The 12,699-nt window shown below is 70.8% G+C and carries 10 protein-coding genes; 6 read left to right on the plus strand and 4 right to left on the minus strand.

What is annotated here, in order from left to right; all coding sequences use genetic code 11:
• Positions 1-15: 15 nt before the first annotated feature.
• On the minus strand, positions 16-1,671 hold the full coding sequence (locus ACTWQO_RS25155) for a cellulase family glycosylhydrolase (RefSeq protein ID WP_443239618.1): 1,656 nt from the start codon (positions 1,669-1,671) through the stop codon (positions 16-18).
• 207 nt (positions 1,672-1,878) lie between these two features.
• Between ACTWQO_RS25155 and ACTWQO_RS25160 the strand changes: the two genes are divergently transcribed.
• Positions 1,879-2,691, plus strand: coding sequence for an SAM-dependent methyltransferase (locus tag ACTWQO_RS25160; protein ID WP_443239619.1), 813 nt, complete (start codon positions 1,879-1,881; stop codon positions 2,689-2,691).
• Here the strand turns inward: ACTWQO_RS25160 and ACTWQO_RS25165 are convergent.
• Positions 2,664-3,857: an MFS transporter gene (locus tag ACTWQO_RS25165; RefSeq protein WP_443239620.1), complete on the minus strand. Its 1,194-nt coding sequence runs from the start codon at positions 3,855-3,857 to the stop codon at positions 2,664-2,666. The genes ACTWQO_RS25160 and ACTWQO_RS25165 overlap by 28 nt on opposite strands.
• 70 nt (positions 3,858-3,927) lie before the next feature.
• Here ACTWQO_RS25165 and ACTWQO_RS25170 point away from each other — a divergent pair, with 70 nt between their 5' ends.
• The 3 genes from ACTWQO_RS25170 to ACTWQO_RS25180 all read left to right on the plus strand — a co-directional run bounded on the left by ACTWQO_RS25170 (position 3,928) and on the right by ACTWQO_RS25180 (position 6,399).
• Positions 3,928-4,905 carry a winged helix-turn-helix domain-containing protein gene (locus ACTWQO_RS25170; RefSeq protein WP_443239621.1) on the plus strand — a complete coding sequence of 326 codons (978 nt, stop codon included), beginning with the start codon at positions 3,928-3,930 and terminating at the stop codon, positions 4,903-4,905.
• A 9-nt stretch (positions 4,906-4,914) separates the two neighbouring features.
• Positions 4,915-5,421, plus strand: coding sequence for a glutathione peroxidase (locus ACTWQO_RS25175; protein ID WP_443239622.1), 507 nt, complete (start codon positions 4,915-4,917; stop codon positions 5,419-5,421).
• A gap of 120 nt (positions 5,422-5,541) precedes the next feature.
• Positions 5,542-6,399 (plus strand): MerR family transcriptional regulator, encoded by an 858-nt coding sequence (locus ACTWQO_RS25180; protein WP_443239710.1) that lies wholly within the window; start codon positions 5,542-5,544, stop codon positions 6,397-6,399.
• Here ACTWQO_RS25180 and ACTWQO_RS25185 read toward each other — a convergent pair whose 3' ends face one another.
• Both ACTWQO_RS25185 and ACTWQO_RS25190 read right to left on the minus strand, forming a co-directional pair.
• Positions 6,400-8,244, minus strand: coding sequence for an MFS transporter (locus ACTWQO_RS25185; RefSeq protein ID WP_443239623.1), 1,845 nt, complete (start codon positions 8,242-8,244; stop codon positions 6,400-6,402).
• A gap of 206 nt (positions 8,245-8,450) precedes the next feature.
• Positions 8,451-11,402 (minus strand): D-alanyl-D-alanine carboxypeptidase, encoded by a 2,952-nt coding sequence (locus ACTWQO_RS25190; protein WP_443239624.1) that lies wholly within the window; start codon positions 11,400-11,402, stop codon positions 8,451-8,453.
• A 216-nt stretch (positions 11,403-11,618) separates the two neighbouring features.
• On the opposite strand from ACTWQO_RS25190, the gene ACTWQO_RS25195 reads away from it, so the two are divergent.
• Together ACTWQO_RS25195 and ACTWQO_RS25200 are read left to right on the plus strand one after the other, a co-directional pair.
• Entirely contained in the window at positions 11,619-12,374 is a 756-nt protein-coding gene (locus tag ACTWQO_RS25195; protein WP_301981770.1) for a GOLPH3/VPS74 family protein, read from the plus strand.
• Positions 12,358-12,495: a hypothetical protein gene (locus ACTWQO_RS25200; RefSeq protein ID WP_443239625.1), complete on the plus strand. Its 138-nt coding sequence runs from the start codon at positions 12,358-12,360 to the stop codon at positions 12,493-12,495. Before ACTWQO_RS25195 ends, ACTWQO_RS25200 begins: the two co-directional genes overlap by 17 nt.
• Positions 12,496-12,699 lie beyond the last annotated feature (204 nt).

Below are 12,699 nucleotides of genomic sequence, written 5' to 3' on the forward strand. Positions count from 1 at the left end.
CTCCACCCTCAGGGGTCAGGCTCCGGCGCAGACCGCCCCATCGAGCCTGAAGGACACCGGCGCCGTATTCGTGGCCCCCCTGCTCCCCGTGAACCCGACCGTCACCGAACCCGCCGCCGGGATGGTGGACGTGTACGACGCGGGCGAAACCGTCACCGCGCCCGCGTTCTGAGTCGCCGTTCCGCCCCACATGTTGGTGACGGTCTGCCCGTCGGCGAACGTGAAGGCCAGGCTCCACCCGCTCAGGGGCGTCGTGCCGGTGTTGCGGATCACGATCTCGCCCTGGAAGCCGCCCGGCCACTCGTTGACCGCCCGGTAGCCCACTGAGCAGCCCACCCCCGTCGCCTCGTCCGTCGTGACGCTCACCGTCGCCGAGCGTGCCGAGCGGTTGCCGGCGGCGTCGCGGGCGTGGACGGCGAAGGTGTACGTCGTGTCGGGGGTGAGACCGGTCAGGGTGACGGTGTTCGTGGTGGAGGCAGCGACCGTCTCATCGGAGGTTCCCGCGACCCGGACGACGTCGTACGCGGTGACGGCGAAGTTGTCCGTGGCGGCGGGCCAGGTGAGGGTGGCCGACGTGGAGGTCACGGAGGACGCCGTCGGGGTGCCGGGAGCCGTCGGGGCCTGGGTGTCGGGCGCCGTGCCGCCGAAGATCGTGGCCTCCTTCGACGTCTGGACGATGCCGTTCGCGCCGTGGAAGACGCGCTGGCCCCAGGAGCTGAGCCGAGCCGGGTCGAAGTCGATCGCCAGGTCGAGGATCGGGTCGGTGTTGCCGCTCCAGGACCAGGCCAGATAGCCGAGGTCGAGTTGTTCGGCCGCGGCCATCATCGTGTCCTCGTCGGGGTCGCCGTACTGGTCGGGCGGCCCGCCGAACTCGCCTATCAGGATGGGCAGTCGGGCCGTCACGAAGGCGTTCAGGTAGTCGGTGATCTCCTGTGCCGTGTCGAAGACGCTGTACATGTGGATGGAGAAGATCAGGTTGCCGGTGGGGTCGGCGTCGTACACGGTCTGGGCATTCGCGCGCATCACGCCCTGCCAGTCCTGGCCCCAGTTGGGCGCGTCCACCATGATCGTGTGCTCGAATCCGGCGGAGCGCAGCTTCTGTACGGCGGCGACGGTCGGGGCGGTCCAGCCTGCGGGGTTGGTGTTGCCCCAGGGCTCGTTGCCGATGTTGATGATGACGTAGTTCTCCTGGCCGGCCAGGACGTCTTTCAGGCCGATCCAGTAGTCGGCCGCCGAGTCGAGCGTGGCGGCCGCGGCCTCCTCGCCGTAGCCGGTGGTGTCGTGCACCTCCAGCACGCAGATCAGCCGGTTGGCCTTGCAGTCGGCGACGACCGCGGCCACGTCCGCGGCGCTGTTGCGCGTCCAGCGGTGGCCGTTGGAGAGGACGACCCGGACGGTGTTGGCGCCGAACGCCTTGATGTCCGCCAGGGACTGCGTCTCGCCGGGGTACCAGGTGTGGGCGTGGTTCACGCCGCGCATGACGAAGTCGTTGCCGTTGCCTTCGAGCAGACGGCCGTCGCTGATGTGGAGGCCGGTGGCCCGGGCGCTGGGCGGCTCCGCGTGGGCGGGCGCCGCGGCCAGGGCGCCGAGGACGACCAGCCCCATCAGGAGGGTGAGTAACGCGGTGACGGGACTCTTTGCGCTCTTCGTGCTGCTTCTCGTAGTTCTCACTGCGACTCCAGGTGAATGAATGAGCGTGAGCAACTTGAGCATCGACAGAAACGTGGGAGCGCTCCCATAAACCCACGAGGGCAGGGACACGTCAAGACAGTGTGCAAGCGCTTTCCCGAACGCGCTTCCCGAACACGCCTGCCATCACGCCGCGTTGGCCTAAGTTGGTGTCCCGATCACCCACACCCATGACCAGGAGGCTCTGCCGTGTCGGACTCCACCCCCGACGTCGCCACCGCCGCGGAGATACGCAACCGGATCGACACGACCAAGCCGCATTCGGCCAGGTTCTGGAACTACTTCGTCGGCGGCAAGGACCACTACCCGGTCGACCGGGAGATCGGGGACCAGATCAAGGAGATCTTCCCCGGCCTCGTCGACGTGGCGGTCACCAGCCGGCACTTCCTGGGGCGTGCCGTCCGCCACCTCGCCGGTGAGCAGGGCATACGGCAGTTCCTGGACATCGGCACCGGGCTGCCCACCGCCGACAACACGCACGAGGTGGCCCAGCGCGTGGCACCGGACGCCCGGATCGTGTACGTCGACAACGACCCGATCGTGCTGACCCACGCCAACGCCCTGCTCACCAGCACACCCGAGGGCAGGACCGCGTATCTGGACGCCGACCTGTACGACCCGAAGGCCGTCCTGGAGGCCGCCGCGGGCACGCTCGACTTCTCCCAGCCGGTCGCCCTGATGATCCTCAACACCCTCGGCCATGTCGCCGAGTACGAGCGGGCACGCGGGCTGGTGCGTGAGCTCATGGCGGGCCTGCCGGCGGGCAGCTACCTGGTGATCAGCGACAGCACCGCCACCAGCGAGGGCATGATCGCCGCGTCGGCGGCGTACAACGCGAGCGGCGCGGTGCCGTACTACGTACGCAGCGTGGATGAGATCGCCGGGTTCTTCGACGGCCTCGAACTCGTGGAGCCCGGCGTCGTCCAGGTCACCGAGTGGCGCACGGAGTCCGGTGAACCGGTCGTCGTCGACGCCTACTGCGGGGTGGGGCGCAAGTCGTAGCGCTCACGCCTCTCCCGCAACCCGGGCGCCAGTGCCGCCGTCACCCCGAGCGACGCCAGCGCCATGACCGTCATCGCGGTTGCGGGAGAGGTCAGTTGGGCCACGGACCCGGCCAGCGCCGCGCCCACCCCCTGCATCGTGAGCATCCCGGCGGAGTGCAACCCCAGGGCGTGGCCCGCCAGTTCGTCCGGCGTGAGGGACATCAGCCGCTCCTGCTGCACCAGACTCGCGCCGAAGCCCACCGAGGCCACGGCCACCGCGACCGCCGCGAGCGGGACGGCCGGACGCAGCGCGAAGAAGGCGTACGGCAACGCCAGCAGCACCAGCAGCGGCACCCCGAGCCGCCCCCGCACCCGCCGCGGCAGCAGCCGGCCGACCGTCACGTCCCCGACGAACATCCCCAGCGCCGCGCAGGCGAACAGGGTGCCCGCGTCGGCGGGTTCGTAGGAGACGAACAGCGACTCGCAGCCGACCACCAGGCCGTTGGGAATCCACAGGGCCAGAAAGACGTACCGGCGTGGGCGGGACGACCACAGCAGGGCGTTCGTGCGCCAGGTCGCCGTCACCGAGGGCCGGCCCGACGAGCGGGGCGGCCTGGCCGTCAGACCCAGCCGGACCCCGACCGCGGCCAGGGCGTACAGCGCCGCCGAGAGCAGCAGCGCCGACCGTGGGGACAGCACCGTCAGCAGGACGCCACCCGCCGCGTATCCGGTGATCTGCATGAGCCCGTTCATCATGTTGAAGACCGAACGCCCCAGCAGATAGCCGTCCTTGGCCAGGATCTCGTTCAGCAGCCCCCAGCGGACTCCCCCGCCCAGCGACGCGATCAGCCCCTGCACGAGTACGACGACGAAGACCGCCCAGATCGGCAGCCCCGGTACCGCCGGCACCGCCGTACCCACCGCGAAGGCGACCGAGATCCCCGCCAGCGTCGCCCTCGGCGGCAGCCGGTCCGCGCCCGACAGCAGCAGCGTCGCGCCCAGCACCTGCGCCAGCGACGGGCCGAACATGCTCACCGCCGACAGCAGCGGCGACTCGGTCGCCCGGTACACGAGCGTGCCGAGCGCCAGCCCGCCCACCGTCCGGGCGCCGGCATTCGCGGCGGAGGTGAGGAAGAGCGGAGTGAACTCCGGTGTCCGGAACAGGGACTTGTAGCTGTTGGTCATGCGCGGAGTCTCGGGCGCCCAGGACGCGGGAGTTATTGTTTCGCGCAGACGCGAAAGGTGGCATACGTCCATGGGCTGGTGGCAGATCAACGCCGACACCCTCGCCCGCAGCCGCTTCGTCCTCTCCCCGCTCGCCGAGACCTTCGCGAGCCTGAAGCTGCTGCACGCGGGCACGGCCGCGCACCCCGGCGAACGGGACTGGCTGCAAGCCCATCTCCCGGCCTACCGGCAGCAGTTGGACCCCGTCACCGCACTCCTCGTCCGCTCCGGACTCGGCCGCAGCTGGATCGCCGACTTCCTCACCCCCACCCCGCGCGACGGCGAGACCTTCGAGGAGGGCCTCGCCCGCGTCCGCGCGGCCCGCCCGGAGGACGCCCGCGCGCACCTGAAGGTCTCCCTCACCGGTCCCCTCCCCGCCGCGCTCGACCGCGACGACCTGCCCGACCGCGCGGCCGACCTCCTGTCCTACGTCTGGACCGAGACCGTACGGCCGTACTGGCCCCGGCGCCGACGCATCCTGGAGGCCGATGTGATCGCCCGGCTCGCCCAGGTGAGCCGGGGCGGCTGGGCAGCCGTACTGGACGGACTGCGGCCCGGGACACGCTGGCTCGGCGACAGCCGGTTCCAGGTCAACCTGCACGAATATCCGCCCCGCGAGATCTCCGGCGCGGAGCTGGTGTTCGTGCCGGTGACTCCGAAGGCGGGCTGGGTGTCCTGGGCGGAACCCGAGCGCCGATACGCGGTGATCTATCCGTGCACGGGCGCCCTGGCCGACGTATCGGACAGGCCCCCGCCCGCGAGCCTCGGCGCGCTGCTCGGCACCGCGCGAGCCGCGCTGCTCTTCCTGCTGGACTCCCCGCTGAGCACGACCCAGCTCGTCGCCCTGACCGGCCAGGGCCTCGGCTCGGTCGGCCGCCATGTGAAGATCCTGCTGGACGCGGGGCTGGTGGAGCGACGCAGGGCGGGGCGGTCGGTGCTGTACTCGCGGACGGCGGCGGGGCAGGTTCTCGTCGAGGCTCAGAACGGTGCCGACACCTACCGGAGTTAGCATCCGCTTATGACTACTGACACCACCGGCAACTCCGTACTCGACGTGAACATCGATGCGCTTCAGGGCGGTGCGGCGGACCTCGGCCAGTACAAGGGCAAGGCCGTCCTCATCGTGAACGTGGCCTCCAAGTGCGGGCTGACCCCGCAGTACGCGGGCCTGGAGCGGCTCCAGGAGCGTTATGCCGCGCAGGGCTTCACCGTGCTCGGCGTGCCCTGCAACCAGTTCATGGGCCAGGAGCCCGGCAGCTCCGAGGAGATCGCCGAGTTCTGCTCGGCGACGTACGGCGTGACCTTCCCGATGACCGAGAAGGTCGAGGTCAACGGGGACGGACGGCATGCGCTGTACCAGCGCCTGACCGGCTTCGCCGACGCCGAGGGGCACACCGGCGACATCCGCTGGAACTTCGAGAAGTTCCTGATCGGCCGGGACGGCGAGGTCGCCGCCCGCTTCTCGCCGCAGACCGAGCCGGAGTCGGCGGAGGTCGTGGCGGCGGTGGAGGCACAGCTGGGCTAGCGGGTTCTTGACCTTGCCCTTGGGGCAAGGGTGAGCGTCCTTGTCACCGGGCGGAAGGCGCCCGGTGACGGAGGATGAGCGAGCCGAAGGGGCGCGCCGACCAAAAGAGGGGCTGACGTGGTGGACGACAACCTGCTCACCATCGGGGCGTTCGCCGCCAAGGCCCGGCTCTCGGCCAAGGCCCTGCGGCTGTACGACCGGCTCGGACTGCTGACCCCGGCCCATGTGGACGAGGCCAGCGGCTACCGCTACTACCTCGCCGACCAGGCTGAACGCGCCCGGCTCGTGGCCCTGCTGCGGCAGTTGGACATGCCGCTCGCCCGGATCGCCGAGATCGTCGAGGCGGCCGACGGGGACGAGGCCGCGCGGCTGCTCGCCGCGTACTGGGCGGACGTAGAGGCGCGGATGGCCGGACAGCGGACGCTCGCCACGTACCTCCGTGCACGACTGTCGGGGAGGAGCTCCGAGATGTACGGGAAGTTCGAGGTCGAGACGGTGGACGTACCGGCACAGGTGGTGATCACCGAGACCAGGCACACGCTGGCGGACGAGCTGCCGGCGTGGATCGGGGCCTCGCTGGGGCGCCTGGAGACGGCCTCACGGGAGTGCGGGGGCATCACGGCACCGCCGTTCGTCGTGTACCACTCCGAGGTGTCGATGGAGAGCGACGGGCCCGCCGAGGCCTGCGTCCCCGTCGCCGACGAAGCCGCGGCCCGGGCATGGGCCGAGGCACACGGGAAGGCCTGGGAGACCCGGGTCCGGGTGGATCCCGCACAGCGGTTCGCCTACACCCGGATCACCAAGGCGCAGGTGGCCCACCCGCAGATCATCGCCGCGTTCGAGGCGGTGGAGGAGTGGATCGCGGCGCAGGGGCTGGAGCAGGCGGGCCCTTGCCGTGAGGTGTACTTCGCCGACTGGGATGCGGCGGGGGCGGAGGATCCGGCGTGCGACATCGCCTTTCCGGTACGGCTCCGCTGACTACCTCAGCTCCTCCGGGCACGGCGTCCCGCGCGGCACCCCGTACGGCGCTCCCAGCCGGTAGGTCCCCGCCTTCGGCGCCAGCAGGACCGTCCACTTGTCGCCGTCCGCGTCCTCCTCGGCCTCCATCAGGCAGCCGTTGACATTGTCGTACGACTTCGGAGTGCCGTCGGGGCGGTCCTTGGAGGCCTCCGTCTCCTGCGGGGGCTTGAGCTTCTTGCCCTCGGCGTCGACGATGCTCAGCCACGGCGAGTACGGGATGCGGACGAGGATGCGGCCCGGCACGGTGACCCTCATCCTCAGCTCGGTCTGCTCGATGCGCTCGACGACGGCGTTGGGCTCGGCGAGCGGCGTCGGATCGGTGACGCGGAACAGCTGCCAGTTGGCATCGCCCCAGATCTGCTTCAGATACGGCATGCCGCGCTGGACCAGCTCCCGCTCGCGCTCACCGCCGTCGCCGTCCGCCTTGCCCTTGGGCAGCACGACGAAGTGGACGGCCCAGCGCCTGAGCCACTCGTAGTAGTTCGCGGAGTTGAGGGTGTCGTCGTAGAAGAGGGGGTTGCGTCCCATGTCGGCCTGGCGGTTCCAGCCGCGGGCCAGGTTGACGTAGGGGGCGAGCGCGGAGGCCTCGCGGTGGGAGCTGGCCGGGACCACCTCGACGCGGCCCTTCTCGGCGCCGACCTCCTGGAGTTCGTTGACGAGCGGCGCCAGCTCGCGGGCCCAGGAGGCGGTCGGGGTCGTGTTCACGACGTCGTCCACGGACTTGAAGCCGATCCACGCGTTGAAGCCGACGATGACCACGACGAGCGCGTACCACTTGCGGGAGCGCGGCACCGTGAACGGCAGCGCGGCGACGAGTGCCACCCCCGCGAACAGCATCGGCAGCCGGGTGATGTTGGAGCCGATCTGCGAGCTGATCAGCCACACCAGCAGGACCGAGAGGCCGTACACGGCGGCCGTGATCCGTACGGTCTTCCACTCGCGCGGTACGGCGGCGAGGACGAACACCGAGTACAGCAGCGGCAGCGAGGCCGAGCCGACGGACATCGGCTGGGTGCCGGAGAAGGGGAACAGCCAGGCGGAGACGGCGACCACGGCCGCGGGCGCGAGCCCCAGCGCCCAGGCGCCCGGCCGGCGCTTCTGCAGGAACAGTGCCACCGCCACCAGGCCCACGAACAGGCCCGCGACCGGCGACGCCATGGTGGCGAGCGCGGCCAGCGGGGCCGCGCACAGCGCCTTCGCCCAGCGTTTGTAGCGCCAGCGGTACGGCCAGCAGAACACCACCGCGACCGCACCCAGCGCGAACACCGTGCCCAGCCCGAAGGTCACCCGCCCCGACGCGGCATTGCACAGGAACGCGAACACTCCCGCGAGCGCGGCCCACAAGGGGTTCTTCACGGACCGGCTGCGCAGCAGGATCAGCGTCAGCAGGCCGGCCGAGATCGTCCCCGCGATCATCATCGACGTACGGACGCCGAAGACGGACATCAGATACGGCGACACCACGCTGTACGACACCGGGTGCATACCGCCATACCAGGCGAGGTTGTACGCCGAGTCCGGGTGCCGGCCGACGAACTCGGCCCAGGCGTCCTGTGCCGCGAGGTCGCCGCCACTGTTCGCGAACGTGAAGAACCAAACGACGTGCAGGGCGCCGGAGAGGGCGGCGACGGACAGGACGGGGTGGCGCAGGAACCGTTCACGGAGGGTCAGGACGGCACGCTTGAGCGCCGCCGCCGCACCGCTGGGCTCAGTGTCGGCCTGCGGTGCGGGCACGCGTATTCGCGGGCCTGATCCCGGGTCCGGATCGGCTTCGTCTGCGCGTGTCGGCTCCGCAGTGGCCACCTGAAGGCACTCCCCGTGTCCCGTCTTCTGTTCTGTTCAGGACGCGTCCCGTTCGCCGCGCGTTGCCTGCCGCGTCCCTGCGGCTTTCGCGGCGCGTCCGCTGAGCGGTGACCTGCCCCGATTCGCGACGCTAACACGTGGCCCGCCGCTCGGCTCCCGGGTGAGGGCCGAGCGGCGGGCGACGGCTGGGAACGTCGCGCCCGGGATCAGGCGAGGCGCGTCAGCTTGTCCGTGAAGCCCGGCTCGCTGAGGTCGGTCTGCAACGCCACGGGCACCTTCACGGCACCGGCCGTGCTGCCGTCGCCGACGGTGAGCGTGCCGACCTTGGTGCTGGCCTTCGCGGTGTGCGGTACGGCGTCGGCGGCGAAGTCCAGACTGACCTTCAGGCTGGACCAGCCGACGGCGGTGACGTCCTTGGCGGCGACGACCGGGGTGCGGCCGCCGAGGCCGTCGTCGACGTAACCGACGACCTCCCCCTTCTTTATGATCGTCGCGGCCTGCAGGGCGTCCTGGGCAGCGCGGATCAGCTTGTCGCCGCCGTCGAGTGCGGCGCTGAGGATGGTGTTCTCGGGGCCGCCGGCGGGCTGCCGGATGACCGCGCCGATGATGGTGCGGGTCTCGCCGCCGATGTCCTTCGTCGCGGCGAAGACGAGGTTGCCGAGGGCGGAGGTGGTGGTGCCGGTCTTGATGCCGACGACGTTGTTCTTGCCGACGAGCTGGTTCCAGTTCGAGTGGTTGACGCCCTTGTGGTCGTCGTAGGACATCATCGCGGCGACCTCGCGGAAGGCGGGTGCCCCCATGGCGGCCTCGGCGAGCTTCACCTGGTCCACGGCGGTGCTGACAGTGGTGTTGTTGAGCCCGGACGGATCGGTGTACGTCGTGTTGGTCATGCCGAGGTCCTCGGCCGCGGCGTTCATCTTCTCCACGAACGCCTTCTCCGAGCCGGCGTCCCAGCGGGCGAGGAGACGGGCGACGTTGTTCGCGGATGCGATGAGGATGCTTTCCAGTGCCTCGCGCTGGGTGATCGAGTCGCCCGCGGTGACGTCGACGGTGGACTCCTGGCCGGCGTCGGACTGATCCTGTGCGGTCTGGTCGATCTTGATCTTCGGACCGTCATCGCCGCTCTTGAGCGGGTGCTCCTTGAGGATGACGTACGCCGTCATGACCTTGGCGACGCTGGCGATGGGGACGGGCTTCTGGTCGCCGGAGCTGCCGAAGGTGCCGATGCCCTGGACGTTGAGGGCAGCCTGTCCGTCGGCGGGCCACGGGATGTCGACCTTGCCGCCCTCGAAGGTGAAGGCGTCCTTCGCAGTGAGGTCGAGGGTGGGCGTCGGGAGCGGGCGCACACTCTGCACGACCCCGAAGACAATCGCCAGCAGCAGGACCAGCGGCGTCCAGATCTTGACCCGCCGCGCGGCCGTGCGCAGCGGCGTCTGCGGGGGCGGCGGCGTGTTCGTCAGCTCCGCCAGCAGATCCAGCGGCGGCTTCGGCGGCAACGGCTGCTGCGTCGTCCGCTCCGGCCCGACCTGCGGCACGGGCGAGGTGGCCTCCGGCCTGGCGGGCCGCGGCTCGTCCAGCGGCTTGAGCGCGACGAACCTACTGGTGCGCTCGACGTCGGCCACGGGCTTGCGCGACTGGCCTGCGTCCGGCTTGTCGGCCTTGTCGGCGTCCTTGGACTCCGGCTTGGCCGCCCCACCCAGCTTCAGCATGGTGGTCGGCTGATCGACGGCGGGCGCGGAGGGCCGTACGGCCTTGAAGACAGCGGTGGGCTGGTCTACGGGGGGCTTGTCGGCCTTGGGAGAGCCGCCGGCGTCGGAGTCGTCATCGCCGACGGACCCGGCGTCAGCCTCAGCGTCAGCCTCCGGCTCGACCTCGGGCTCGGAGTCAGCCACGGCCTCGTCGTCGGCATCGCCCTCAGGCTCGACGTCAGCCCCGGGCTCGGAGCCGGCCGCGGCGTCATCGTCGGCGTCGCCCTCAGGCTCGGCGTCAGCCACGGGCTCGGAGTCGGAGTCGGCCGCGGTCTGACTGTCGGCGTCGCCTTCAGGCTCGGCGTCAGGCTCAGCCTCGGAGTCAGCCAGCGCCTCACCATCGGCGTCGCCCTCAGGCTCGGCGTCAGCCACGGAATCAGCCCCGGCCTCACTGCCGGCCTCGGCCCCCGCGTCGACATCGACATCGGCCTCGGAGTCGGCACCCGTCTCGGCATCGACGTCGGTCTCCGACTCGGCGCCGGCCCCGGAACCAGGCTTGGCCTCCGGCTCAGCCTCGGAATCGGCCCCGGCTTCACTGTCGGCCTCGGCCTCCGCGGCAGCGTCGGCATCCGCCTCACCCGCAGAGCCAGCACGCCTCCCGGCGTCGACGTCGCCCTCCGGCTCCGCTTCAGCCTCGGAATCGGCTCCGGCATCACTGTCGGCCTCCGCCTCAGCCTCCGCGTCGCCGCCGGCATCCGCGTCGCCCTCAAGCTCGGAGTCAGCCCCGGAAGCGGCTCCTGCCTCACTGCCGGCCTCGGTCCCGGCGTCAGCCGCCTCAGCATCAGCGTCGGCGTCCGCGTCGCCCTGGGAGGCGACGCCAGTCTCGGCGTCGGCGTCCGGCTCGGCGTCGGCCTCGGCAGCCGGCTCAACCTCCCCCGCAGCCTCGTCACCGCCCTCCGCGCCCTCATCGGCGGCCTCGGACGTCGCCGCGTCTCCGTCGGCGTCCTCGTCGCCCTCGGACGTCACCGCCCCCTCGGCCTCCGCGTCCCCCTCCGACGGCTCCTCGTCCGCGCTGGCCACCCAGGCGGCCACAGCAGCCCGAAGCCGGTCGTCACCCCCGGCGTTCTCCTCGCCACCGGCGGCGTCCGCGGCGTCCTCGCCGGAAGAGTCCTCCGGCACGGCGGAGTCCGCCGCACCGTCGCTGTCGCCCTCACCCGCGGCGGCGTCCCGCACATCCTTCGGGAGGTCTCGTACGGAGAAGACCTTCGTCGCCGTATCCACCCCACCACGTGCCTCGGACGACGAGGACGACCCCGCGTCCCGTGCCACCGCGAGGCGCGGATCCGCGGCCTCGCTTCTGGCTTCGGGAACCGGAGCCGCGCTCCCCGACGTCGGTTCTGCCGACGACTCGCGCTTCTTCGACCTGTCGGGGGACTCGCCCGCCACCGATGCCTCCTCCATGCGCCGCACGGAGCCTTCCGTGCGCGTACCGAACCGTGAATCGCCGCCCGGACACAGCATCCCTACCCCTGTCCGAACCATGTACCAGTGTCCTGTGTGCGGGCTTAACCCCTGCGGTAGACGAGAACGACATACCTACTGGTTCCACTACATTCCGGTCACGCGCTCTCGACAGACCAATGTGAGAGGGGTCACCCTGTCATTCATCCACGCGGGGAGGCATGGATGGGCAGGAGCCGCAGAACACTTCCGGAGGAGCTTCTGCTGCTGGCGTTGGACCCGACCACGGGTACCACCGCACAGCCGCAGTCGCTCGACCTTGGTCTGGCCGGAGCACAGCTAGTGGAGCTGGCGCTGGCCGGACGGATAGCCCCTGACGGGGATCGTATCGCCGTGGTGTCCCCACGGCCGACTGGAGATCCGACTCTGGACTGCGCGTTGGAGTTGCTGCGAAGGCGCGGCGCCCCGGTGCGGGCAGTCCACTGGATTGGCGGGCCACGACTGGGGCTGCGCCAGACCTATCTCTCGCATCTGGAGCGGTGCGGCATGGTGCATGCCGTGGCGGGCCAGATGTGCGGGGTATTGCCGACGACTCGCTACCAGGCGAGTCAGACCGAGATCAGCCGGGAGATCAGGGCCCGGCTGGACTCCGCGATCCGCACCGGCGTCCCGCCGGACCCGCGGACCGCGGCGCTCGCCGCACTGGCGCACGCGGTCGGCCTCGGCAAGCACCTGTATCCGGGTAATGAGGGACGCTCGTCCCGCTCCCGGCTACGGGATCTGATCAGGCACGACCCCATGGGCGGCCTCGTGGCGCACGCCGTGATGGACGTCCAGAACGGCGTGGCGGCCCAGCCGCGCCGCAGCCCGGCATCGGCCGGCCGCCAGGCCGCCCCCGGTGGCAGGGCCGCACCGGAACCCGCCCGCGGTGTTCCGATGCAACCGCGTCGCGGTTCCATGACGCGTGTCGTGGCCCACTGAGCCGCAGTCCCTCGACACGAGCAGCACCACCGAACCGCCGCACAACCGCACCACGCACATCAGCGCCGCACCGCATCCCCCGGACCCGGTACGGGAGCCGCTGGACCGCGCGGGGCAATGAGGCCGTACGTCCGGACGACGACGCGGCCTCACCGCCCCGCGCGGCCGTGCGTAGCGGCGCCTTCATGCCGCGCCACCCGGCGCCACCCGCGTCCGAACTGGCGCGTACCCGCCGTATATCCACCGTTTCCCAGCGGTAAGAAGCACCTTGGTGGCAGTCTGCTCAGCAGCAGATACGCAAAGTGGCAATCAAGGCACGCAGCCG

This window comes from Streptomyces sp. 4N124, from assembly GCF_052245395.1.
In the GTDB taxonomy this organism is placed as follows: Bacteria; Actinomycetota; Actinomycetes; order Streptomycetales; family Streptomycetaceae; genus Streptomyces.